21 protein-coding genes are annotated in these 24,388 nt (G+C 67.0%); 10 read left to right on the forward strand and 11 right to left on the reverse strand.

The genetic code is table 11. The annotated features are described in order from the left end of the window. The first annotated feature begins 60 nt into the window (after window positions 1-60). From ubiD to RS027_RS03340, 8 genes are all read left to right on the forward strand, one after another. On the forward strand, window positions 61-1,560 hold the full coding sequence (gene ubiD / locus RS027_RS03305; protein ID WP_311954110.1) for a 4-hydroxy-3-polyprenylbenzoate decarboxylase: 1,500 nt from the start codon (window positions 61-63) through the stop codon (window positions 1,558-1,560). Window positions 1,561-1,609: 49 nt separating this feature from the next. After that, window positions 1,610-2,353, forward strand: coding sequence for an FAD-binding oxidoreductase (locus tag RS027_RS03310; protein ID WP_311954114.1), 744 nt, complete (start codon window positions 1,610-1,612; stop codon window positions 2,351-2,353). A 107-nt stretch (window positions 2,354-2,460) separates the two neighbouring features. Further along, window positions 2,461-2,586: a hypothetical protein gene (locus tag RS027_RS03315; RefSeq protein WP_311954118.1), complete on the forward strand. Its 126-nt coding sequence runs from the start codon at window positions 2,461-2,463 to the stop codon at window positions 2,584-2,586. Between the two features lie 532 nt (window positions 2,587-3,118). After that, window positions 3,119-4,222, forward strand: a complete 1,104-nt coding sequence (locus RS027_RS03320; RefSeq protein WP_311954121.1) for a 3-deoxy-7-phosphoheptulonate synthase — start codon at window positions 3,119-3,121, stop codon at window positions 4,220-4,222. A 30-nt stretch (window positions 4,223-4,252) separates the two neighbouring features. Then, on the forward strand, window positions 4,253-4,768 hold the full coding sequence (locus RS027_RS03325; protein ID WP_311954126.1) for a DUF3087 family protein: 516 nt from the start codon (window positions 4,253-4,255) through the stop codon (window positions 4,766-4,768). A gap of 69 nt (window positions 4,769-4,837) precedes the next feature. Next, a complete protein-coding gene (locus tag RS027_RS03330; RefSeq protein ID WP_311954131.1) occupies window positions 4,838-5,590 on the forward strand; it encodes an MliC family protein in 753 nt (250 codons plus the stop codon). Window positions 5,591-5,654: 64 nt separating this feature from the next. Then, window positions 5,655-6,095, forward strand: a complete 441-nt coding sequence (gene gloA, locus RS027_RS03335; protein ID WP_311954137.1) for a lactoylglutathione lyase — start codon at window positions 5,655-5,657, stop codon at window positions 6,093-6,095. A 21-nt stretch (window positions 6,096-6,116) separates the two neighbouring features. Next, on the forward strand, window positions 6,117-6,602 hold the full coding sequence (locus RS027_RS03340) for an META domain-containing protein (protein WP_311954146.1): 486 nt from the start codon (window positions 6,117-6,119) through the stop codon (window positions 6,600-6,602). Between the two features lie 3 nt (window positions 6,603-6,605). Here RS027_RS03340 and RS027_RS03345 read toward each other — a convergent pair whose 3' ends face one another. The 11 genes from RS027_RS03345 to RS027_RS03395 all read right to left on the reverse strand — a co-directional run bounded on the left by RS027_RS03345 (window position 6,606) and on the right by RS027_RS03395 (window position 22,134). Then, the gene (locus tag RS027_RS03345) at window positions 6,606-7,751 is read right to left on the reverse strand and encodes a slr1591 family oxidoreductase (RefSeq protein ID WP_311954149.1); all 1,146 of its coding nucleotides are present in this window, start codon (window positions 7,749-7,751) and stop codon (window positions 6,606-6,608) included. Next, window positions 7,748-9,892: a dihydrolipoyl dehydrogenase family protein gene (locus tag RS027_RS03350; protein WP_311954151.1), complete on the reverse strand. Its 2,145-nt coding sequence runs from the start codon at window positions 9,890-9,892 to the stop codon at window positions 7,748-7,750. Before RS027_RS03350 ends, RS027_RS03345 begins: the two co-directional genes overlap by 4 nt. 40 nt (window positions 9,893-9,932) lie before the next feature. After that, window positions 9,933-10,517 (reverse strand): TIGR04283 family arsenosugar biosynthesis glycosyltransferase, encoded by a 585-nt coding sequence (locus tag RS027_RS03355; RefSeq protein ID WP_311954154.1) that lies wholly within the window; start codon window positions 10,515-10,517, stop codon window positions 9,933-9,935. After that, complete coding sequence (locus tag RS027_RS03360) at window positions 10,510-12,207, reverse strand: ABC transporter permease (RefSeq protein ID WP_311954157.1); 1,698 nt, start codon at window positions 12,205-12,207, stop codon at window positions 10,510-10,512. Before RS027_RS03360 ends, RS027_RS03355 begins: the two co-directional genes overlap by 8 nt. A gap of 2 nt (window positions 12,208-12,209) precedes the next feature. Further along, window positions 12,210-13,457 (reverse strand): ABC transporter substrate-binding protein, encoded by a 1,248-nt coding sequence (locus tag RS027_RS03365; RefSeq protein ID WP_311954160.1) that lies wholly within the window; start codon window positions 13,455-13,457, stop codon window positions 12,210-12,212. Window positions 13,458-13,485: 28 nt separating this feature from the next. Beyond that, window positions 13,486-14,505 (reverse strand): aminoglycoside phosphotransferase family protein, encoded by a 1,020-nt coding sequence (locus RS027_RS03370; protein WP_311954164.1) that lies wholly within the window; start codon window positions 14,503-14,505, stop codon window positions 13,486-13,488. Between the two features lie 223 nt (window positions 14,506-14,728). Further along, on the reverse strand, window positions 14,729-17,575 hold the full coding sequence (locus RS027_RS03375) for a valine--tRNA ligase (protein ID WP_311954167.1): 2,847 nt from the start codon (window positions 17,573-17,575) through the stop codon (window positions 14,729-14,731). A gap of 102 nt (window positions 17,576-17,677) precedes the next feature. Further along, a complete protein-coding gene (locus RS027_RS03380) occupies window positions 17,678-18,877 on the reverse strand; it encodes an MFS transporter (protein WP_311954169.1) in 1,200 nt (399 codons plus the stop codon). A 42-nt stretch (window positions 18,878-18,919) separates the two neighbouring features. Further along, window positions 18,920-19,351: a DNA polymerase III subunit chi gene (locus tag RS027_RS03385; RefSeq protein ID WP_311954172.1), complete on the reverse strand. Its 432-nt coding sequence runs from the start codon at window positions 19,349-19,351 to the stop codon at window positions 18,920-18,922. 23 nt (window positions 19,352-19,374) lie between these two features. Continuing rightward, complete coding sequence (locus tag RS027_RS03390) at window positions 19,375-20,454, reverse strand: branched-chain amino acid aminotransferase (protein WP_376717575.1); 1,080 nt, start codon at window positions 20,452-20,454, stop codon at window positions 19,375-19,377. A 159-nt stretch (window positions 20,455-20,613) separates the two neighbouring features. Beyond that, window positions 20,614-22,134, reverse strand: coding sequence for a leucyl aminopeptidase (locus tag RS027_RS03395; RefSeq protein WP_311954178.1), 1,521 nt, complete (start codon window positions 22,132-22,134; stop codon window positions 20,614-20,616). 108 nt (window positions 22,135-22,242) lie between these two features. Between RS027_RS03395 and lptF the strand changes: the two genes are divergently transcribed. After that, a complete protein-coding gene (gene lptF / locus RS027_RS03400) occupies window positions 22,243-23,319 on the forward strand; it encodes an LPS export ABC transporter permease LptF (RefSeq protein ID WP_311954181.1) in 1,077 nt (358 codons plus the stop codon). Continuing rightward, window positions 23,319-24,383 (forward strand): LPS export ABC transporter permease LptG, encoded by a 1,065-nt coding sequence (gene lptG / locus RS027_RS03405; RefSeq protein WP_311954183.1) that lies wholly within the window; start codon window positions 23,319-23,321, stop codon window positions 24,381-24,383. The genes lptF and lptG overlap by 1 nt, the downstream gene beginning before the upstream one ends. Window positions 24,384-24,388 lie beyond the last annotated feature (5 nt).

A 24,388-nucleotide genomic window follows, 5' to 3' on the forward strand; every position in this document is an offset into this window, starting at 1 on the left:
GCTGCCGGTGAGTGCCTAGATGAGTGCTGAGAAAAGTGCCGAGGACAAGGGAGACCTGCCGTGAAATACCGCGATCTTCGCGAATTTATCCAGGCGCTTGAGGCTCGGGGCGAGCTCAAGCGTGTCAGCGCCGAGGTCGACCCCTATCTGGAAGTCACCGAAATCTGCGATCGTACCCTGCGCGCCGGGGGGCCGGCGCTGCTGTTTGACAACGTCAAGGGCCACGACATGCCGCTTCTGGGCAACCTGTTCGGCACGCCCGAACGGGTGGCCATGGGCATGGGCGAAGACTCGGTCGAAGCGCTGGGTGAGATCGGCAAGCTGCTGGCGTTTCTCAAGGAGCCCGACCCGCCCAAAGGCCTGAAGGACGCCTGGCAAAAGCTGCCGATTTTCCGCCAGGTGCTGAGCATGGGGCCGAAAACGGTCAAGCGCGCGCCGGTGCAGGACGTGGTGGAAGAGGGCGACGACGTCGACCTGGACCGCTTGCCCATTCAGCACTGCTGGCCCGGTGACGCCGCCCCGCTGGTGACCTGGTCGCTGGTGGTGACCAAAGGCCCGCACAAGGAGCGCCAGAACCTGGGGATTTATCGTCAGCAGAAGATCGGCAAGAATCGTCTGATCATGCGCTGGCTCTCCCACCGCGGCGGCGCGCTGGACTTTCAGGAGTTCCAGAAGGCCCACCCCGGCGAGCCCTTCCCCGTGGCGGTGGCGCTGGGCGCGGACCCGGCCACCATCCTCGGCGCGGTCACCCCGGTGCCGGATACGCTCTCGGAGTACGCCTTCGCCGGGCTTCTGCGCGGCTCGCGCACCGAGCTTGTCAAGTGCGGCCACGCCGAGCTTGAGGTGCCGGCATCGGCGGAAATTATCCTTGAGGGCTACATCTACCCCGACGACACGGCCCCGGAAGGCCCCTTTGGCGACCATACCGGCTACTATAACGAGGTGGAGACGTTTCCGGTGTTCACGGTCACTCGCCTGACACGGCGCCGGGATGCCATCTATCACTCCACCTACACCGGCCGCCCGCCCGACGAACCGGCGATACTGGGCGTGGCGCTCAACGAAGTCTTCGTGCCCATCCTGCGCAAGCAGTTCCCCGAGATCGTCGACTTTTACCTGCCGCCGGAAGGCTGTTCCTACCGCATGGCGGTGGTGACCATGAAAAAGCAGTACCCCGGCCACGCCAAACGGGTGATGATGGGGGTGTGGAGCTTTTTGCGTCAGTTTATGTACACCAAATTCGTGGTGGTGCTCGACGACGACGTCGACGCCCGCCGCTGGGAAGACGTCATCTGGGCGATGACCACGCGCATGGACCCGGCCCGGGATACCGTCACCGTGGAGAACACGCCCATCGACTACCTGGATTTCGCCTCGCCGGTGTCGGGGCTGGGTTCCAAGATGGGCTTTGACGCGACCAACAAATGGCCCGGCGAAACCGACCGCGAGTGGGGCGAGCCCATCGCCATGGACAGCGCGGTCAAGGCGCGGGTCGACGAGCGCTGGGAATCGCTTGGCATCGGTATACCGCTGCCGCCGGCGCGAAGCGGCGGCAACTGACATTCACCCCGTCGCATCGCCTCGATGGGACGCTGAACAAGAGGTTTGCATGAGCGCAAGGACGATGACCTGCCGGGTCACCGAAGTGGAGGATCTCAATCCCGACGTCTTTGGCGTTACCCTGGAAGGGCGTGCCGAGGCCTTGGCGCACGCGCCGGGACAGTATCTGGAGCTTGAGCTGGACGAGTCCACCTGGGTGCCGTTTTCCATTGCCAGCGGCAACCGCGACGACGGCCGGCTGGAGCTTCACGTGCAGCACTGGCCCGAGCGCAGTAACTCCGCGCGGCTGCGCGAGCTGCTCCGGGAAACCGGCCAGCTGACCGTGCGCCTGCCCGGCGGCGACTGCGTGCTGGAGGAAAACAGCACCCGGCCGCTTCTGCTGATTGCCGCCGGCACCGGCTTTGCCCAGATGAAGGCGCTGATTGAGGCGGCGCTGGCGCGCCATCCCGAGCGCCGGATTGACCTCTGGTGGGCCGCAAGGGAGCATCGCGAGCTGTATCTTGAGCCGCTCGCCACGCACTGGGCGCAGACGTATCCGCAGTTTACGTTTCATGCGGTGACCGAGTTTCCGCTTGCCGAGCCGCTGGCGGAAGGCGAGCGCCTGATTCACCACCAGGGCCGCATCGACGAAGCGCTGGAAGCGGCGGACCTGGATCCCGTCGAGTGCGATATTTATCTCTCCGGATCGCCGGGCATGGTATACGCCTGTCTGGATATTCTGGAAGACAAGGGCATCGACGAGGCCCGGGTGTTTTCCGACGTCTTCAGCTATGCCCCGCGGGATAAAGCCTGAAACGGCGGCGGGGAATTTGCTAGACTGGGCGTGTATTGACGATATCAACGCCGATTGCGTCTACGCGCTACGCAGTTCGCGCATGACAGGACACCGAGGAGGTTTGTATGGCCCGCGACGAAAACTCTTACGACGATACCGGCTTTCTGGCCATACTGGCCGGGCTGGTCGTGCTGGTCGGCATGGCTTGCCTTCCGGCGACCATCGCCTGGATCCAGACGTTCACCGGCTGATGGCCGCTTGTCAGGCAGCCCGTTATCGGGCTACCCTGACTTTCGCTACACGATATATCACGACAACCCGGCTGATTAGGCAAACCCCATGCATACCGCAGCATTTCCCTACACGGCAGGCATTTCATCGGTGCACGGCACCGCGCCTGGCGGCGGTTATGGCTATGGTGATTGGTTTAGCCAGGGGATGGCCGTGGCCGGCGATTGAGCCGCGCCAACGGGCATCCCGCCGGGTTGCCTGCCGCGAAAAGCCCCGGTGGGTAAACCCCCGCCGGGGCTTTTCGCGTTTAAGAATCCCGGTTCATTGCGGCAGTTGAGCCGCTATCACGCTAGATCGCTTACGTTACACAGGAGCTGCACCATGAGTTACCGCGCACCGGCCAACATCGCTACCCCCGCCCTGTACGGCTATCCGGCGTATGGCTACGGGTGGCGATTTAGCCCCGCGCGGCCGGCAGCAGCTGCCACCTCCGGCCGTGTTCACCGCGGTGGCGAGAGCCCACGATGTCCCTTGCCGACGGAGCGATAACCGATGAATGCGACTGCCACTATCCTCAAGACCGCCACTGCCCCGCAAACGGCGACGGCGCCCGACGCCGTCACCGCCCGTAAGCCCGCCGCGCCGGCCGACCCGCGGGCGCTGCCCGCCCCGGACGCGCTGCACGCCGAGTATCCGCTAAGCCCGGCGCTGCGCGAGGGCATCAAAGCCCGGCGCACGGCGGTCAAGCGCATCCTCTCGGGCGAAGATTCGCGCCTTTTGCTCGTGGTCGGACCCTGTTCCGCCCACGATCCCCGCGCCGTGCGGGAATACGCCGAGCGCCTGGCGCGCCTGGCCGACGAAGTCGCCGGGCAGATCGTGCCGGTGATGCGCGTCTACGTGGAAAAGCCCCGCACTACCGTTGGCTGGAAGGGCCTTGCCTATGACCCGGACCTCGACGGCCGCGGCGATATCGCCCGGGGGCTTGCGCTTTCTCGGGAGCTGATGCGCGACGTAGCCGAATGCGGCCTGCCGGTCGCCACCGAGCTTTTGCAGCCCATGCTGGCGCCGTACCTGGAAGACCTGCTGAGCTGGGTGGCCATTGGCGCCCGGACTACCGAGTCCCAGCTGCACCGCGAGCTTGCCAGCGGTCTCAACGCCGCGGTTGGCTTCAAGAACGCGACCAACGGCGGCGTTCAGGTTGCCGTTGACGCCATGGGCGCGGCGGCCCACCCGCACCAGCGCTTCGCCATGGATGCCGCCGGCCGCCCGGTGGTGGCGCAGACGCCGGGCAATCCGGATACCCACCTGGTACTGCGCGGCGGCAGCGGCGAGCCCAACTACCGAGCGGAGCACGTTCGGGCGGCGACGGCGGCGCTGGAAAGCGCCGGGCAGAACCCGCGACTGATGGTCGACTGCAGCCACGCCAACGCACGCAAGGACCACCGCCGCCAGAGCGAGGTGATGCTTGACGTGCTCGCCCAGCGCGAGGCGGGCAACCTGAACCTGGCCGCGCTGATGCTGGAAAGCTTTCTCCACGAAGGCAGGCAGCCCTTGACCCCCGGCGCGCTGCGCCACGGCGTCTCCATCACCGATGCCTGCATCGGCTGGGAGACCACCGAGCGGCTGCTCAAAACCGCCGCCGAACGGTTGGCATAACGTTTTACGCATGACACAAGAGGCCGCCCCATGGCGCGTTTTACACTGCAGCACCAGGATGCCCACGCCTACCGGCGCAAATCGCGTATCATCAGCCTGGTCATGGCCGGGCAGTTTGCCGTGCTGGGCATGCTGTTTGCAATGCTGCTGACGGCGGCCTTCGGCTCAAGCCTGGCGCTGAATGCCCTGGGCATGGTGCTGGGGCTTTTGGCCACCAGCGCGATGTTTGCCGTGCTCAAGGATCGCCCCTGGATGAACGAAGTGCGCTATGCCTGGCAGCTCAAGCACCACCTGGGCCAGGTCAGCGGATATCTGGTCACCCTGCGCCCGGCCGTTGAGCAGGACGACACCACGGCGCTGGATATCCTCACCTTTTATCATCAGGGCATGGAGCAGCTGGCCGAGCTCAACGGCCGTACCACCGACGACGACGCCGAAAGGCTGGCGGAAAAGATGCAGGTCAGGCTCAAGCGCGAAGCCCTCGACCTGCCCGAGGCGGTAGCAAGCTTCAACCCCGACGACCTGCGGCGCTACCGGCGCGCGTGAACGCCGGCCGCGCGCGTTACCAAAACCGTTTGTAAAACTGTTTGTAAAACCAAGGATCAGGGAGACTGGATGGGAACCTATCGCGACTTTTGGCCGGCGGCCGTGGCCGGCGCGCTGCTCATTGGCGGCTGTGCTGCCCCGGGCGCCGGGCCGTCTGCTACCGGTGGGTCGGCGGAGAGCACGTCAGGCAAGCCGTTGGGCGCCGACGTCTCCACCGCGCCGCTGCTGCCGCCGGCGCTCTTTCCCGGCGAGGGCGAAGGCTTCGAGGCCTGGCGGTGTGCGCCGGCCAACCAGCATATGGTCACCGCCTTCGGCGATGAGACGCTCAAACTCTGGTCGCTGCACGGCGCCTGGCAGCTGCCCCAGGCGGTCGTCGCCAGCGGCGCGCGCTACCAGAATGGCGAGATCAGCTTTTGGAACCGCGGCGACAAGGCCCAAGTGGAAACGCCCCGTGGCCAGCTTAAATGCCAGCTGGCGCACAGCCGCGACGCGCGCACCCGGGACAATCACCCCGGCGTGATGTTTTTCGCCCACGGCAACGAGCCGGGCTGGACCGTCGAGCTGGACAACCACGAGCCGCTGCTGACGCTTTCCACCGACTACGGCGACACCACAGAAACGCTGCCTTATATGATGAGCGTCATGGACAACGACGCCGGTCGTGTAGTGCTGGAAAACGCCAACGCCGGGCGGTTTTTCCGCGTGCGCATCGAGGCCGCCGCCTGCTTTGACGACATGAGCGGCAATCCTCATCCGGCCCGGGTGACGCTCTCCATCGACGGCGAGCAGTACAGCGGCTGCGGCGAAGGCATCGCGCCCTGAGCTTGTTAAGTATCGGCCGCGGCGTTAGCCTTTAAGCGTTTGCACTTTATCGTTGAGGAGAGTCATGCGATATCTTCACACCATGGTCCGGGTCAGCGACCTGGACGCCGCGCTGCATTTCTACTGCGACCTTTTGGGGCTCAAGGAAATGCGCCGCAAGGACAACGACAAGGGCCGCTTTACCCTGGTATTTCTGGCAGCACCCGAAGACGAAACCCGCTCGGCTGAGGAGCAGGCGCCGGAAATCGAGCTGACCCACAACTGGGACCCGGAAACCTACGACGGCGGGCGCAACTTCGGCCATCTGGCCTATGAGGTGGACGATGTTTACGCCCTGTGCCAGCACCTCCAGGATAACGGCGTCACCATCAACCGCCCGCCCCGGGACGGCCGCATGGCCTTCGTGCGCTCCCCGGACGGCATTTCGGTAGAGCTTCTGCAAAAGGGCGAGCCGCTGGCGCCCGCCGAGCCCTGGGCCTCCATGGACAACACCGGCACCTGGTAGGCGCCGCAACGAGGAAACCACATGACGCCCCCCGTCTCGAAGCCTTCCTTTTTTACCCGCCGCTGGTCGGCCGCCGGCGCCCTGGCGGCGGCCGTCACGCTGCTGGCCGCCTGTTCCAGCACCCCGCCGGCATCAACGCCCGATGAGGCGGGCGGCGGCAAACCGCTCAGCGGCGAGGTGGTCGACCAGCGCTGGAATCTGCTGCTCATCGGCACCCACGAGCGCCTGGACCTGCCCGAATCGGCGCACTTTCGCATCGCGCCGGACGGCCGCATCAGCGGCAGCGACGGCTGCAACCGCTTTACCGGCAAGGCATCGCTTGGCGACAAGCAGCGCATCAGCATCGAGGAGCTTGCCACCACGCGCAAGGCCTGCCCCCAGCTTGACGATGCAAAGCGCGTGACCGATATGCTGGAAAACGCCTACCGCTACCTGATCGACCACGACCGGCTGGTGTTCTTCGGCCCGGATAGCCGGGTCATCGGCGGCTGGCGCAAGGCAAACTAGCCGTCAGCGCTTCGGGTCAGGGTTAAAGCGGGCGATAAAGCGCCCGTCGATGCGCTCTTTTAAGCGCCACGCCCAGCGCCCGGCCGCCCCGAGCGGGCCGTAGCTTGCCACCGCGCGGCCGTCGCCGGTGCCGATCAGCGAAAGCACGCGCCGGGGCGGCCGCCAGTCCTTCGGGGCCTCGCCCCGGCACGCCCGGCGCAGGTTGGCCGCCAGGGGCGGGCCCATGCGCACCGCGTAGACGCCGGCCTTGGGCAGGGCGGGGGTGAACGCCGCGCCGTCTCCGGCGGCGAACACCCCGGGCGCGCCCCGCGCCTCAAGGCTTTTGCCCACCTCAATAAACCCCCGTTCGTTAAGCGCAAGGTCGCTCTCTTTCAGCCAGCCGTGGCCGATGGCACCGGTGGCCCAGAGCACGATATCTGCCGGCACCGGCGCGCCCTGTTCAAGCATCACTGCCTCTTCCCCAAGCTCGCTTACGCGCACGCCGGTGCGCAGCGTCACGTCGGCTTTTTTCAGCGCCCGAGCCAAAAGCGCTCGGGGCAGCCGGCCCGCGTCGGGTAAGAGCGTTTGCCCTCCGCTGATCAGCGCGCCGTCAAAGCGCACGTCCGAGCGGCGCGCGCGCAGCGCCGCGAGCACCGCGAGCAGGGTTTCGCACCCGGCGGCGCCTCCACCAACGCTGACGACGCTTTGCCGACTGCCGGCGGGCAGGGCGTCAACCCGCGCGCACAGCGCCTGCCAGCGCGACGGCAGTTTGGCAAGCGGGCGCAGGGCGAGCACGTTGGGCGCCTGCGCCGCTGTTTCGGGTTTATAAAGCGTTGCGCCGACGTTGATCGAGGCCGCGTCAAAACCCAGGCGTTCGCCGCCGGCAAGCGTCACTTCCCGCGTCTCGGCGCTGAACGCCGTCGCGCGCTGCTCGATCAGCCGGGCGCCGGCCCGGCGGCACAGCGCGGCGAGGTCGATTTGGGTATCAGCAAGCGTGCATTTCCCGGCAAGCCAGGCGGGCACCCGGCCGGAATACGCCGCGAAGCGGCCTTCGCTGATCACCGTCAGGCGAACGCCGGGTTCCGGGCGGCGGGCGAAGGCTTCGAGCACCAAGGCGTGGGCGTGGCCTCCGCCGATCAGCACCAGCTCTTTTTTCGCTCCTGCGTTCATACGTGGCGACGCCAGGCGAAGTAGCGCTCAAGCAGGCTGAGCACGCGCTCGGGCTTGTGGGCGTTTTTCCATGCCCCGGCGGTGGCCTTGGCCGCCTCGCTCAGGGTGGGGTAGGGGTGAACCGTGCCCAACAGCTTGTTCATGCCCAGGTTGTGCTTCATCGCCAGGCTGAACTCGCCGAGCCATTCGCCGGCGTTTTCGGCCACGATAGTCGCGCCCAGAATCTTGTCCCGGCCGGGGACGGTGAGCACCTTGATAAAGCCCTCCGTGGCGCCCTCGGCAATGGCGCGGTCGCTCTCATTCATGGCGTAGCGGGTCAGCTCATAGGCGATGCCCTGCTCTTTGGCCTCGCGCTCGTTGAGCCCCACCCGGGCGATTTCCGGCTGGGTGTAGACCACGGCGGGGATAAATCGATAGTCGACGTTGAAGCGCTTGAGCTCGCCGAACAGCGCGTTGACCGCGGCGTGCCAGGCCTGGTGGGCGGCGGCGTGGGTGAGCTGGTAAGGGCCGGCGACGTCGCCGCAGGCCCAGACGTTGGGCAGGCGGGTTTGCAGCTGGCGGTTGAGCGCCAGAGTGCCAGTATCGGTTGCGATCCCCAGCGCCTCGAGCCCCAGCCCTTCGACGTTGGCACGGCGGCCCACGCACACCAGCAGATAGTCAAACTCGACGCTTTGTTCGCCGCCGGCGGCGGTACTCAGGTGCAGCCGCTGGCCGCCGTCGTGGCTGATGCGCTCGGCGCGGGCGCGGGTCAGCACGGCCACTCCGTCCTGCTCCAGGGTGTTGGCCATGTGTTCGCCCACCTCGGCGTCTTCGCGGCCCAGCAGCTGCTCGCCGCCTTCGACCAGCGTGACCCGGCTGCCAAGCCTGGCAAAGCTCTGGCCGAGCTCGCAGCCGATGGCGCCGCCGCCGAGCACCGCCAGCCGCCCGGGCAATTCTTCAAGCTGCCAGAGGTTTTCCGAGGTCAGCACCCGGGCCTCGTCGATGCCGGGAAGCGCCGGGATGGCCGGCCGCGCGCCGGTGGCGATGACGATATGCCGGGCGCTCAGGCGCTTGCCGCCGGCCTCGACCTCCCAGGGCGTAGCGAGCGTAGCGTGCGCCTTGTGCACGTCGACGCCGAGCGCGGTATAGCGCTCGACGCTATCGTGGGGGGCGACGGTGGCAATAGCCTTGCGTACGTGGCCCATCACCCGGGAGAAATCCACCGCGGGCGTGCCGGCGTGGCCTACGAGAATGCCAAAGCGCTCGGCGTGGCGCACCTCGTGCGCGGCGCGGGCGGCGCGAATCAGCGCCTTGGAAGGCACGCAGCCGGTGTTCAGGCAGTCGCCGCCCATGTCGCCGGCTTCCACCAGCGCCACTTTGGCTTTGACCGCGCTGCCGATATAGGCGCTCACAAGCCCCGCGGAGCCAGCGCCGATGACCAGGATGTCGTAGTCAAAGCGCTTTGGGCGGGTAAAGCCCCGATAGACCTGGCGGCGCTGAACCAGGCGCATAATTTTCCGCGCGATCCAGGGAAAGAAGGCCAGCAGCACAAAGGAGGCGAGAAGCCCCGGGGAGACCACGTCGCCCAGGCGCTCGATTTCGCCCAGCTGGCCGCCGGCGTTGACGAACACCGCGGTGCCGGGAAGCATGCCCACCTGGCTGACCCAGTAAAACGTCCGCGCCTTGATTCGCGTCAGCCCCATCACCAGGTTGATGACGAAAAACGGAAACGCCGGCACCAGCCGCAGGCTGAAGAGATAAAACGCGCCGTCGCGGTCCACCCCCCGGTTGATCGCCGCCAGACGGCGGGGAAAGCGCCGCTCGATGGGGCCGCGCAGCAGGTAGCGCGAAATCAGAAACGCAAGCGTCGCCCCGATGGCGCTGGCAAAGGAGATCAGCAAAAGGCCCAGGGGCAGGCCGAAAAGCGCCCCGCCGAGCAGGGTAAGAATCGCCGCCCCCGGCAGCGACAGCGCGGTGATGATCACGTAGACGGCAAAAAAGGTCCCGGCGATCTGCCACGGCCGGCGGTCAAACGCCGCCTGGAAGTCGCTCTGGTAGGCCTTGAGCGTATCCAGGCTGAACCACTGGTGGGCGCCGGTGGCAAAAAAGGCGCCGATGGCGAGCAAAAGCAGGGCGGCGATCAGCAGGCGTTGTCGGTTCACGGATATCTCCGGCGAGTGGGGTGTCGTGGGTAAGGCGTATTCAGCGGTGGCCCGCGCTTGTGACCCGGGCTTTGAGGCAGGCGGGCCTGCCCTGCTTTTTCAGCTGTCGGCTCATGGCGATGTCTTCTCGTGGCGGCCGTTCGGGAAAGCCCCCGACGGCGGCGAAGGCTGCCCGGGTCATGAACATGGCCTGGGCTCCGGTAGCAACGCCGGTGAGCCGCGAGCGCGCGTTGATCAGCGCGGCGATGACGCCGGGCCGGTGTGTCAGGGAGACGTCAAAGCGGCCCCAGCGGTGGGTAGAAAGCGCCTGCTGGATCCGCTCCGGCGCGCCGTCCGGCAGCCGGGTGTCGGCGCGGAGAAACAGCAGCGTGTCGAAGCCTGCGGCGCTGGCGCCGAGGTTCATCTGCGCGCCGCGGCCGGGCGGAGCGGTCATCACGGTATCGGCCAGCGGCAGGGCCAGAGCGGCGCTGCGATCCGTGCTTTCGCCGTCGACCACCACCAGCTCCGCACCCCGGCGGCGCAGAGGCTGCAGGCCTTCAAGCGTTGCCGCAAGGGTCGCTGCTTCGTTGAGCACCGGGATGACGATGCTGAGGTGGGCCGGGTTGAGTGTCGCGGTGTCAGCCAAGCGTAGCGTCCTCTTTAACAGTCTGTGTCGTGTGCTTTGCCGCGCCCAGGCGCCCGGGCAGCGTGGCGGCGAGGGTAAAGCCCACCAGCGGCAGGGCGGCCTGCACCAGCGCCCAGACGCTGATCAGCCGCCGGTTGCCGCCCGACGCCAGCGCCACGGCCTCGGTGGTGACGGTCTCGACCCGCCCCGCGCCGAGAAGCCGGGTGGGCAGGTACTGGCCAATGCTGATGGCAAGCCCCACGGCGAAGGCGGTAGCAAGCGGGGCGGCCAGCAGCGGCAGGCGCACCCGCCAGAAGGCGGCGTTGCGCGAGACGCCGAGCGTGCGGGCGATTTCCAGCCAGCGCGGGTCGAGCCGCCGGTAGGCCTCGGCAAGCGACAGGTAGACGTAGGGCAGCACAAACAGCAGGTGCCCGGCAATCACCAGGCCGAGATTGGGGCCGATGCCGGCGCTTTCGGCGGCTACCACCAGGCCGAAGAGAAAGGCGATCTGCGGTACCAGCAGCGGCGCGTACAAAAGCCACAGCGCTCGCCAGGGCTTTATGTTGCGCCGGTGCTCGTTTTCCAGCACGGCGAGTACCAAAAGGGTGGCCAGCAGCGTGGCCGCCAGCGCAATCCCGGCGGTGTTAACAAGCGCCTCGCCGAGCATCGGGGTGAAGCGCCGCCAGTGATCAAGCGTCAGCGTTTGTGGCAGGGCATCCGGAAAGCGCCAGAATCCGGCGAAGGAAAACAGCACCAGCCCGGCGAGAGCGGCTACGGCGGTAAGGCTCGCGCCGGCTAACCCCGCGCGGCCGATCACGCGCAGCGTCGCCTCGCCGCGCCGGCGGCCGCCCCCGGTCAGCCAGGGGCGCAAAAGCCGGGTGACAAGCCGCTCGCCGAGCCACCAGATGGCAAGGGCGACAAGCGTTACGCCCAGCTGCAGCACCGCCGCCGCCGAGGCCATAAAGCGCTGGCTTAAGTCCGGGTCGTTGAACCACTCAAGGATCGACACCGCAAGCGTCGGCGGGAGCGCCGGGCCGAGGATCAGCGCCATGTCCACGTTGGCGGTGGCGTAGGCGATGACCGCATACAGCGGCAGGCGGATCAGCGGGTAGAGCGCCGGCAGTACGGTCTTGAGCCAGCCAAGGGTGGGCGCATAGCCAAGCGATCGGGCGATTTCCACGCGCTTTTCCGGCTGCAGCCGCTCGAGGGCGGCAAGGCTCATCAGCAGCAGAAACGGGATTTCCTTGAGGATCAGCCCGGCCATCAGCGAAAGCCCCAGCGGGTCGTTGACGATCAGCGCGTCCGGCGGCTGTTCGGCGCCGGTAAGCCAGGGCGATACCAGGCGCATGGCAAGCCCCGACGGCGCGATGAGAAACGCCAGGCCAAAGCCCAGCGCGGCGTGGGGGACGGCGAGCAGCGGCGACACCAGCCGGCGCACGCTGCGCGCCAGTCGGCCGCTTTGCCCGGCGGCAAGAAACAGCACCACGGCGGCAAGGGCGACGGCCGGCGTGACCAGCCCGCTTGCCAGACTCAGCGCCGCCGAGCGCCCGAGCCCCGGCTGGTCAAGCAGCTCCCGCCAGGGCGCGAGGCTGACCGTTTCCCCGCCCAGCGCCGGCAGGTAGCCAAAGGCCGGGAGCACAATCATGGTAAGTCCCGCCACCACCGGTAGCGTCAGCAGGGCGATCACCAGCACGGGCGCCAGCCGCAGCACGGCTAGTTCACTCCGTAGCGCTTAAGCCAGGCGTCCTGCAGCGCGCCCGTCCAGCTGGGGTGGGGCTCGGCCAGGGTGTTGGCCAGCGCGCCAGGAGGCGGCAGGGCGGGGCTATCGTTTTGCGTTCGAAATAGCGCCCGGTCGTCTTCGCTCAGCCGGGTGAGGTCGAGCACGGTGCGATCGCCCCAGACGTCCAGCGACTGCTTTCGCGCCTGGGCGTCCGGGGAGAGCAGGAAGTTGGCCAGCGCCATGGCGCCGGCCTTGTGCGGCGCGTTGTAGGGGATCGCGACGAAGTGCACGTTGCCCAGGGTGCCGCCGTCGAAGACGTAGCTGCGCACGCTCGGCGGCAGCTGATATTCCTTCACCGCAACGGCGGCGTCGGTAGGGTAGAAGGAAAACGCCAGCGATAGCTCGCCGTCGCTCATCAGAGTGCGCAGCCGGGGGCCGGAGGCGGGGAAACTCCGCCCTTCGCGCCACAGGGTGGGGTGCAGCGCGTCAAGGTAGTCCCACAGCGGCGCGGTGACGCTGTCAAAGTCGCTTTCCGTCACCGGCGCATAGAGCGCCTCAGCGCTATCGGTGAGCTCGATCAGCGCCTGCTTCAGAAAAGTGCTGCCGGTGAAGTCCGGAATGCGCGGGTAGGTGAAGCGCCCGGGGTTTTCTCTGGCCCAGCCGAGCAGCTCGTGCATGCTGCCCGGCGGCGCCTGATCCGCGCTAAAGCCCGGCGCGTCGCTATCGTAGTAAAAGGTGATCTGGGCGCGGCCCCAGGGCGACTCAAAGCCATCAACGGGCAGGGTGAAGTCGGTGGCCACCTCGGGGTTGTCCGCGGGGTTGGTCAGCGCAAAGTGGGGCAGTGACTCGGCGAAGGGGCCGAACAGCAGGCCGCTTTCGCGCATGGCGGCGAAGTTTTCGCCGTTGAGCCAGATGGCATCGATGCTACCGTCTTCGTCGTTGCCCGCCTGCTTTTCCGCCAGCACCCGGGCAACGGCGCTGCCGGTGTCCTCAAGCTTGACGTGCTCGACGTTAACGCCGAAGCGCGCTTGCATCTGCCCCGCGACCCAGTCGACGTAGCGGTTGACGCGGGAGTCCCCGCCCCAGGCGTTCCAGTACACCGTCTGGCCCTCGGCGCGCTTGAGCACCGCGCGCCAGTCGTCGGGGTCGGGTGCCGCCGGCGCGGCGGCAAAAGCGGGCAGCGAGAGCATGGCCAGCAGGCCGGCGGTGGCCAGCGAGCGGCGGCGGTAAGGCTCGGTCATGCGGGGTCCTTGGTATTAGCGGCAGCAGTCAATAGAGCACGTCGTCCAGGTAGGCGAGCTCGTTCTCCGCGGCGTCAATGGCCGGCAGCGACAGATAGTGCTCCACGCGATCGCGGACGTCTTCGCCCTGCGCCGGATCGTGCGGGCTGCCGCGCGCCTGTAAACGCTGCGTGCGCCACTTGGCACACCAGGTCAGCGAACGCAGCCACATGGCCCGGCGGCAGGCGAGCAGGGTCTCGACGCTGGGGATATTTTCGCCCTGGGTGGCGCTCATTTTGCGCTGCCAGCGCTGATAAAAGTCGGCGACGTCTTCCGGCGTGAGCACGGCGTAGCTGGCGGTATCCCAGGGGGTCGAGGTAGCCAGGCTGGCGTGGGCCAGGTCGAACCCGGCGAGGCCGTAGCGGCAGCTGTCCAGGTTGAGGAACAGGGCGCGCCCCCGCTCGTCGATGAGAAAGTTGCTCGGGTGGGCTGCCAAGCTGATCAGGCAGGGGGTGGCGTAGTAAAGCTTCGTTGGCAGCGCCTTAAACGCGCGGTGTATGCGCCGGCTGACGGCGTCGGGCAGCTGGGCGGTATCCACGAACAGCGACTGCTCGGCGATCTCGCGGTACAGGGCGCGCCACGGATTGGCCGGCGCGGGCAGCGGCGGGCGATGCTCGGGCGCGGGCAGTGCCAGGTTATGAAGCGCGGCAAGCGCTGCGGCAATGCGGGGCAGGTCGTCGGGCAGCGCGGCCGGCCGGCCGAGCACGGCGTCGACCACCAGCCCGCCCTGGGGCAGGTGGTCGTCCGGGGGCAGTACCGCATGCAGATGCGGCGCGTGCCCGCTTTCCGCGGCTCGCCGGTAGCACGCGGCCTGGTGCGCCAGGCGGGCCTCGGGTGTGGAATCCAGCCGGCCCGGTTTGGGCAGGCGTATCACCCGGTCGTCGACGCCGTCGTCGCGAAGCCAAACGTGATCGTGGGCAAGTCCAGTATCGGCCATGGGCTCAAGGTGATGCCAGGCGATTCCGGCGTGCTCCAGCGCCGCCTCAAGCGGCTTGATGGCGATAGTCATAAGCGCTCCCTGGCAGGGGGTTGAGCGTGTCCGGCGAGGCTTTTATGGCTTGACGATTATGATACAAGAGTTGCACATAGTATACACGCTGAGGCGCCGGGCGGCGCCCGGGCTTTCAACGCTTTCGTCACGGCGCCGCCGAAAGCGCCACCCGTTGGCTCGGGGGACGGTAAAACGCCCGCGCGGAGCGGGCGTTGTGCCTGGGCAGCTGTGGCCGAGAGGGTTAGAGCGAGTCGATTTTCTGCCGCTGCTCTTCCAGCAGAGCCCGGGCGGCGCGCACCTCGGCGAGCTTGCCGCGCTCCTTTTCCACCACGGCTTCGGGGGCCTTGGCGATAAAGCCCTCGTTGCCGAGCTTTTTCTCGATGCCGTCGATCTGCTTGTTCTGCCTGGCGATTTCCTTGTCCAGCCGAGCAAGCTCGGCGTCCTTGTCGATGAGCCCGGCCATGGGCACCAGCACCTCCATGTGGCCTACCAGCTGGGTGGCACAAAGCGGCGCGTCGTCGGGGTTGTCAAGCCAGGTGGCGCTTGAAAGCTTGGCCAGCTTCATCAGAAACGGCCGGTTTTGCTCAAGCCGCGCGGCGTCTTCGGCGCGTCCCTTGGTCAGCAGTACGTCGATCTGCCGGCCCGGGGCGATGTTCATCTCGGCGCGGACGTTGCGCACCGCGACGATCACGCCCTTGAGCCATTCGATGTCCCGCGCGGCGGCGTCATCGATCAGGCCCTCGTCGGCCTCGGGCCAGGCCTTGGCCATGATGGAATCGCCGTCGCCTGAGTGGGTGCCGGCGAGCGGGGCCACGCGCTGCCAGATCTCTTCGGAGATGTAGGGCATCATCGGGTGCGCCAGGCGCAGCACGGCTTCGAGCACGCGCACCAGCGTCTGGCGGGTGCCGCGCTTGGCCTCAATACTTTCCTGTTCACCCCAAAGTACCGGCTTGGACAGCTCCAGGTACCAGTCGCAGTACTCGTTCCAGACGAAGTCGTAAAGCGCCTGGGAGGCGTGGTCGAAGCGGTAGTCGTCGATGTAGCGGGTGACGCTGGCCGTGGTTTTTTGCAGCGCCGAGAGAATCCAGCGGTCGGCCAGCGACAGCGTCACTTCACCGCCATCCACGCCGCAGTCTTCGCCGTCGGCGTTCATCAGCACGTAGCGCGAGGCGTTCCACAGCTTGTTGCAGAAGTTGCGGTAGCCGTCGAGACGGCTCATGTCGAACTTGATGTCGCGCCCGGTGGTCGCCTGGGAGAGGAAGGTAAAGCGCAGCGCGTCGGTGCCGTGGGGCTCGATGCCGTCCTTGAACTCGGCCCGGGTAGCCTTGGCGATGGCTTTGGCCTTCTGCGGCTGCATCATGTTGCCGGTGCGCTTTTCAACGAGCTCGTCGAGGCTGATGCCGTCGATCAGGTCGATGGGGTCGAGCACGTTGCCCTTGGACTTGGACATCTTGTTGCCCTGGCCGTCGCGCACCAGGCCATGGACGTAGACCGTCTTGAACGGCACTTCGCCGGTGAACCTGAGCGTCATCATGATCATCCGCGCGACCCAGAAGAAGATGATGTCAAAGCCCGTGACCAGCACGCTGGTAGGGTGGAAGGTGGCAAGCTCCGGCGTCTGCTCGGGCCAGCCAAGCGTGCCGAAGGTCCACAGCGCCGAGCTGAACCAGGTGTCGAGCACGTCGTCGTCCTGGGTCAGGGTGACATCGGCGGCGATGCCGTGCTTCTCCCGGGCTTCGGCCTCGGTGCGGGCGACAAAGACGCGGCCGCTTTCGTCGTACCAGGCGGGAATACGGTGGCCCCACCACAGCTGGCGGGAGATGCACCAGTCCTGCAGGTCGCGCATCCACGAGAAGTACATGTTCTCGTAGTTCTTGGGCACAAACTCGATATCGCCGTCTTCCACCGCCTTGATGGCGGGCTTGGCAAGCTCCTCCACGGCGACAAACCACTGGTCGGTCAAAAGCGGCTCGATAAGGTCGCCGGAGCGGTCCCCAAAGGGCAGGGTGTTGCTGACGGTTTCGACTTCCTGCAGAAGGCCCGCGGCGTCCATGTCGGCGACGATCCGCTTGCGTGCCTCGAAGCGGTCGAGCCCGGCGTATTTGGCCGGCAGGCTTGAGTCTTCGCCGGGCTGGATTTGCCCCTTGAGATCGTAGATCTCGGCGCGCTCAAGGACGGTGGCGTCCTGGGAGAAAACGTTGATCAAAAGATGCCCCTGGCGCTTGCCGACTTCGTAGTCGTTGAAGTCATGGGCCGGAGTGATCTTCACGCAGCCCAAGCCCTTGTCCATGTCGGCGTGCTCGTCGGCGACGATGGGGATGCGCCGGCCCACCAGCGGGAGCTCGACGAACTTGCCCACCAGCGAGGCGTAGCGCGGGTCTTCCGGGTTGACCGCCACGCCGGTGTCACCCAGCAGCGTTTCCGGGCGGGTGGTGGCAACGACGAGATGGTCCTGACCGGCGTCGGTTTTGACGCCGTCGGCCAGCGGGTAGCGGAAGTGCCAGAAGCTGCCCTGCTGGTCGCGGTTTTCCACTTCCAGGTCGGAAATCGCGGTGTGTAGGGTGGGGTCCCAGTTGACCAGCCGCTTGCCGCGGTAGATCAGGTTGTCCTCGTGCAGGCGAACGAAGACTTCCTGGACGGCCTGGTAGAAGCCGTCGTCCATGGTGAAGCGCTCCCGGGACCAGTCCACGCTTGCACCCATGCGGCGCAGCTGGCGGGTAATGTGGCCGCCGGACTCTTTCTTCCACTCCCAGACCTTGTTCATGAAGGCGTCGCGGCCGAGGTCGTGGCGGGTCTTGCCTTCCTCGGCGGCGAGCTTGCGCTCGACCAGCATTTGCGTGGCGATGCCGGCGTGGTCGGTGCCGATCTGCCACAGGGTGTTGTTACCCTGCATGCGCTTGTAGCGGGCCAGGGTATCCATGATGGTGTCCTGGAAGGCGTGGCCCATGTGCAGGCTGCCGGTGATGTTGGGCGGCGGGATCATCATGGAAAACGGCGTGCCCCTGCCGGAGGGCGCAAAGCGGTTGTCGGCTTCCCAGCGCTGATACCAGCGGGTTTCGATGCTTTCGGGTTGGTAGGTCTTTTCCATGGGTTCACTCATAGCAAGGATGCCGCGCCGGGGCATCGCATTGATGTTGTGGGGCAGCAGGCGAAAAATGGCGTCGAGTATAACCCCTGAGGCCGTCCGGCGTCAGGCCTCGCCCCCGCGGCAGTGGCTTCCCGGCCGGCGGGCGCTGCCGCCCATAGCGAGAAGCCCGAACGCCGGGCCGGGCAATAGCCACCAGAGCACGGCCGGGCCGTGATCGGCCCACTGCGTCGTGACCAGCGCGATGGCGGGGATGGTCAGGGCAAAGCCGATGGCGTTCATCCCGGCAAGGGCCGCACCCAGCCGCTCCGGCGGGGCGCTTTGGGAGGCCAGCGCGGAAAACTGCGCCGAGTCGGCAATCACGCTGATCCCCCAGACGCCGAGCAGCGCGATCAGCAAAAGCGGCGGGGCGCTGCCCAGAAGCGGATAGCTCAGGCACAGCGCGCCGGAGGTGGCCAGCGCCGCGCGGGCGACCGCCGGACTGCCGTAGCGGCGGCTGGCCCGGCCGGCCAGAATGCACCCCGGGGTGCCCAGAGCCATAACGGCGAAGCTGAGCCAGGCCACGCCCGCCAGCGGAGCGTCAAGGCGCTCAAGCTCCCGGGTGACGAGCAGCGGCACCAGCGCCCAGAAGCCGTAAAGCTCCCAGGAGTGGCCAAAGTAGCCCAGCGCCGCGGCGCGAAAAGGGCGCTGCTTGAAGGCGCGCGCGCCGGCCCAGGGCGGCCCGGCGGGCGCCTTTTCCGGTAGGTGCGGCCCCACGCCCAGCGCCAGGATGAGCGCGGCGGCGACCACCGCCAGCAGCGAGGCCAGCAGCAGCGGCCACTGCCAGGGGAGAGCCAACGTGAGCCCGCGCAGCAGGTGCGGCGAGGCGGTGCCCAGGGTGAGCATGCCGACCAGCCAGCCCAGCGCGGCACCCGCCTGGCGGGGCGTCCAGCTGACCACCAGCTTCATGCCCAGCGGGTAGATGCCAGCCAGGCACAGCCCGGTGAGAAAGCGCAGCAGCACGCCGAGCGCCAGCTGGTGGGCGGTGAGGATAAAAGCACCGTTGACCAGCGCGCCGGCAAGCGCGGCGCTGGCGAAGAGGCGGCTGGCGCGCACCCGGTCGGCAAGGCCCGTGGTGGCAATGGCGAGGGTGCCGCTAATAAAGCCCGCCTGCACCGCAATGGTCAAAAGCCCCAGGTCGCCGTCGGTGAATTCCGCGGCCCATTTCAGCGCCTCGCCGACGCCGTTGACGCTGAACCACAGCGAGGTGCCGAAGAGCTGGGCGATGACGATGGTCACCAGCGGAAAGCGAGCAAGCCGCAGCATAGGTTCACCGCAAAGAAAAGCGAATGGCGTCCCAGCCGGCCGTTAGCCCAGCTGGTGCGGTACCACCTCGTGGCCCAGCGCCTTGTAGCGCTGCCAGCAGGCGCGCTTGGCCATGAGCACGGCCTGGTGCTGGTTGATGATCTCGGCCACCCGGGCGTAGCGCTCGAAGCCCTCGGGAATATCCGGGTGCAGGTTTAAAAGCGCCGTTTCTCCCTTGGGGGCGGGCAGGTTGCCCCACCCCAGGGTGACCGGCACCTCTGCCGCCATTTCGCTGTCTTCCAGCGCGTGGGGCAGGTAGGCGTCCGGGCGAAAGTCCCACAGCGCGGCGTCGGCCTGCTCGGCAAGGGCGCGGTCTTCGCAGTGCAGGTGCAGCCGGTAGCCTCGGCGCCAGATAGTATCCGAAAGCTTGCAGGCAAACGCCAGCCGCGCGTCCAGGGTGGTGTCCGGCAGAATGTAGAAGTCGATACGCGCCATAGGGGCTCCTGCGCTGCCGGCGCTTATACCAGCCGGGTCAGCCAGCCGCGGGTGTCTTCGCTCCGACCGTACTGCAGGTTCAGCAGCTGGGTGCGCAGGCGCTTGGCCACGGCGTTGTCGCCGCCGGCGGTCAGGCGGATGCGCTCGTGCTCGGTAACCAGCTCGCTGACCGGGGTAATCACCGCCGCCGTGCCGCAGGCAAAGACCTCGGTAATCTCGCCGGACTCGGCGCCTTCGCGCCATTCGTCGAGACTCACCGGGCGCTCTTCCGGGGTCAGGCCCTCGTCCCGGGCAAGGGTCAGCACCGAGTCCCGGGTGACGCCTTCGAGGATGGTATCGGTCAGGCGCGGGGTCACCAGGCGGCCGTCGCTGAAGACGAAAAACAGGTTCATGCCGCCCAGCTCTTCGATCCAGCGGTTCTCCGCGGCGTCGAGAAACGCCACCTGGCTGCAGCCCTGGGCTTCGGCCTGCTTTTGCGCGGCGAGCGAGGCGGCGTAGTTGCCGCCGCACTTGGCAAAGCCGGTGCCGCCCGGGGCGGCGCGCTTAAAGTGGCTGGAAAGCCAGATCGACACCGGCTCCACGCCGCCCTTGAAGTAGGCCGCCGCCGGCGAGGCGATGACGTAGAAGTCCACTTCGTGGGAGGGGCGCACGCCGAGAAACGCTTCGGTAGCGATCATGAACGGGCGCAGGTAAAGGCTGCACTCGTCGGCGGCGTCGGCCGGGGTGGGCACCCAGGCGTGATCCTGGGCGAGCAGCGCCTTGAGCGCGCCGATAAAGTCGTCGTCGGAGAGCTCCGGCAGCGCCAGGCGGCGGGCGCTTTTGCGAAAGCGCTCGGCGTTTTTCTCCGGGCGGAAGGTCCACACCGAGCCGTCGGCGTGGCGGTAGGCCTTGATGCCTTCGAAGATTTCCTGGCCGTAGTGCAGCACCGCGGCGGCCGGGTCCAGGGTCAGCGGGCCGTAGGGAGAAATGCCGTGGGCGTGCCAGCCGGCCTCCAGCGTCCAGCGGATGTGCGCCATATGATCGCTGAAGTGGGTGCCGAACCCCGGGGCCTGAAGAATGCTGTCGCGGACGTTGTCGGGCACGGGCTGGTTGGACGGTACCAGTTGAAAGGCGTCGGCAGGATATGAGTCTGAAGGCACGGGCGTGTTCTCCGCTGAAAACCAGCGCGGGGCTGGCGGATAAAAGACGGGCGTAAAACCGGAGTGAAAAGCCGGCGCGGGCTTGCCGGCACAGAGGACCGGCAAGCCCTGGGGCTTTCCATGTTAGCGCTCGACGTCTTCCACGTCAGCCTCGTTTTGCCGATCCAGCAGGTACTGGGTCAAAAGCCCGACCGGGCGGCCGGTGGCGCCTTTCTGCTTGCCGGAGTGCCAGGCGGTGCCGGCGATGTCCAGGTGCGCCCAGGGGTAGCTTTGGGTGAAGCGCGAGAGAAAGCACCCTGCGGTAATGGTGCCCGCCGGCTTGCCGCCGATGTTGGCCAGGTCGGCGAAGTTGGAGTCCAGCTGCTCCTGGTATTCGTCCCACAGCGGCAGGTGCCAGGCGCGGTCCCAGGCGGTTTCCCCGGCGTCGAGCACGTCCAGGGCGACGTCGTCGTCGTTGGCCAGAAGCCCGCTGGCGTGGTGGCCAAGGCCGATGATCGCCGCGCCGGTGAGGGTGGCGATGTCCACGACGCTTGCCGGCTCAAAGCGTTCGGCGTAGGTCAGGGCGTCGCACAGCGCCAGGCGGCCTTCGGCGTCGGTATTGAGCACTTCGACGGTGAGCCCCTTGAGGGTGGTGACGATGTCGCCGGGCTTGGTGGCCGCGCTGCCGGGCATGTTTTCCGCCGCGGCGACGATGAACACGAGGTTCATGGCGGGGCGAATGCCGAGCATGGCTTTGGCCGTGCCGAATACGCTTGCCGCACCGCCCATGTCGAATTTCATTTCGTCCATGCCGGCGCCGGGCTTGAGCGAAATGCCGCCGGAGTCGAAGGTGATGCCCTTGCCTACCAGCACGTGGGGCGCCTCGTCAGGGTTGTCGGCGCCCCGATAGTGCATCACGATCAGCCGCGTAGGCTCGACGCTGCCGCGCCCCACCGAAAGCAGCGATCCGGCGCCGAGGGCCTCAAGGGCGTCTTCGTCGAGGATCTCGGCGGTGAGCGCGCCGTCGGACTCGGCCGCCAGGGCTTCAGCCTCGGCGGCCAGGTAGCGCGGCGTGCAGACGTTGCCGGGCAGGTTGGCAAGCGTGCGGGTATGGTTGATGCCTTCGCCAATGGCGCGGCCGATGGCCGCTCCCTGTTCGATGAGCGCGGCTTCGTCGCTGTCCCGGGCGCAGAGCGCGACCCGTTCAAGAACGGGAGACTCGGCCGGCGACGTCTTGAAGCGGTCGAAGCGGTAGCCGGCGCCGAGCACGGCCTCGAGCACCTTGCGCGCTTTCCAGGCGCTGTCGCGCTCGTCGAGCGGCACGTCGGCAAAGGCGATCACGGCGTCGTCGGCGGGCAGCTTGATCAACGCTTCGCTGGCGGCGTCCAGCGCCTTGAGGAAGGCCGCTTCCCGGCAGTCTTTCCGCTCGCCGAGACCCACCAGCATCAGCCGCTCGGTGCAAAGGCCGGGGGCGAAAGGCACCATCAGCACGTTGCCCAGGGCCGCGTCGAAGTCGCCGCGCTCCATCAGCTGGCCAATCAGCCGCTCGCTGGCGTCGTCCAGCCTGGCGGCGGCGGGCAGCAGCTCGCCGTCCTTAAACACCGGGACGACGACGCAGGCGGTTTCGGCTTTGGCGGGGTTGGCGGTCTGAACGGAAAATTGCATGGCGTCTCCAAACAAGACAAGCATCGAGAGATTCAGGATAATGCCCGCCAGTGTACCCAAGCCGTGGGCGCATTGCATGGCATCCCGCAAGACTGGCCGGAGATCACGTTGATTTTATTTCGCTATCTGACCCGTGAAGTGCTGCTCACCATGTCGGCAGTGGCCGGCGTTTTGCTGCTGGTGGTCATGGGCGGGCGCTTTATCCGCTATTTTGGCAAGGCGGCAGAGGGCGACTTCCCGGTGACGGTGCTTGGCAATCTGATGCTCTTTCATCTGCCGGGGTTCATGGAGCTGGTGCTGCCGCTGGCGTTTTTTCTGGGGATACTGCTGGCCTACGGCCAGCTTTACATGAACAGCGAAATCACCGTCATGGTGGCCTGCGGGGTAAGCCCGGGGAAGCTTTTACAGATTACCCTGCTGCCCTCGCTGCTGGTGGCCCTGCTGGTGGGCCTGTGCAGTATCTGGCTGACGCCCTGGGGCAGCATGCTCAACGAGGAAGTGATTCAGGAGCAGCGCAGCCGGCTGGATGCCTCGATACTGGCGCCGGGCCGCTTTCAGAACTTCGGCCAGGGGCGCACGGCCTACATCAGCGGCTTTTCCCGGGACGGCCAGCAGATGCAGAACGTGTTCGTCCATCAGCTCGGCAGCCGCGGCGAAGAGGTGCCCAACTACGTGACCCGGGCCGAGCAGGGCCATCAGGAGGTGCGCGACGAGACCGGCAGCCGCTTTCTGGTGCTGGAAAGCGGCGATCGCTTTGGCGTGACGCCGGGTGAGCACCAGGCCGAACACCTGGCCTTTGAGCGCTATACCATCCGGCTGGGGGTAAGCGGCGATCGTCAGGAGCTGGATGCGGCGGAGTTTCAGAGCACCGCCTCGCTGTGGCAAAGCGGCGAGCCCGAGGCCATGGCCCAATGGCAGTGGCGCATGGGCGTGCCGCTGATGGTCTTCGTGCTGGGGCTGATCGCCCAGCCGCTTTCCCGGGTCAACCCCCGCCAGGGGCGCTTTGCCAAACTGCTGCCGGCGGTGTTTCTGTATGTCGCTTATCTTAGCTTATTGCTGGCTGCGGTGGACGCCGTGGGTAACGCAACCCTGCCCGCCGCGATTGGCGTCTGGCCGGTTCACGGCGCCTTTCTGGCGCTGGGGCTGGGGCTTTTATGGCGTTCGCAACGCAAGGGGATGCGCTAATGCTGATGGATCGTCTGGACCGCTATATCGCACGCAACGTGCTGGCCTCCATTCTGGTGGTGCAGGTCGTATTGCTGGGGCTTGACCTGATCATCGCCTATATCGACGACCTGGACGACGTCCAGGGCGCCTACTCAAGCCTGGACGTGCTTTTGTATCTGAGCATGCGCCTGCCCTGGCGGTTTTACCAGTACGCCCCGGTGGCGGTGCTGATCGGCGCGCTGATCGGCCTTGGCAGCATGGCCTCGAGCAACGAGCTGACCGTGATGCGCGCCGCCGGGCGTTCGCTATCGCGCATTGTCTGGGGCGTGATGAAGCCGGTGCTGCTGGTGGTGGTGGCGGTGCTGCTGGTGGCGGAGTTCGTCAGCCCGCGCACCGAGCAGTTTGCCGAGGCCTGGCAGTTCGAGCAGCGCCGGGGCGAGGGCGCGCTGCTGACCAGCCGCAGCGCCTGGCAGATCGAGGAGGACAGCATTTATCGCTTCGGGGCCATCCGTGCCGACAACGTGGTGCTCGACCTGCTGCGCTACCGCTTTGACGACCGCCAGCTGGTCGAGGCGTCCTACGCCGAGCGCGCCTACTGGGAAAACGGCGAGTGGCGCCTGAGCAACGTCTCGACCACGCGGTTTTATCCCGACCATACCGAGGCCGCTAACCGCTCAAGCGAGCGCTGGGAGACCGCGCTCACGCCCAAGCAGCTTGAGCGACTGCTGCGCGACGTCGAAAGCCAGTCGCCAAGCGAGCTCTATGCCTATGCGCAGTTTCTCGAGTCCCAGGGGCGCAGCGCCGAGCAGCCGCTTTTGTACTTTTGGCAGAAAATGCTGCTGCCGCTGACTATGGGGTCGCTGGTGCTGATCGCGGCCTCCTTCGTGTTTGGCCCGCTGCGCACCGTAGCCGCCGGCACCCGGGTGTTTTACGGCGTGATTACCGGGCTTTTGTTCAAATATACCCAGGACCTGCTCGCCCCGGCGTCGACCATCTTCGGCTTTTCGCCGGTATGGGCGGTGCTGGTGCCCATTCTGGCCTGCGCGGCGGCGGGGCTTTTCCTTTTGCGCCGCAACGGCTGAGGCGA

The organism is Halomonas garicola, from assembly GCF_031935715.1.
GTDB lineage: Bacteria > Pseudomonadota > Gammaproteobacteria > Pseudomonadales > Halomonadaceae > Vreelandella > Vreelandella garicola.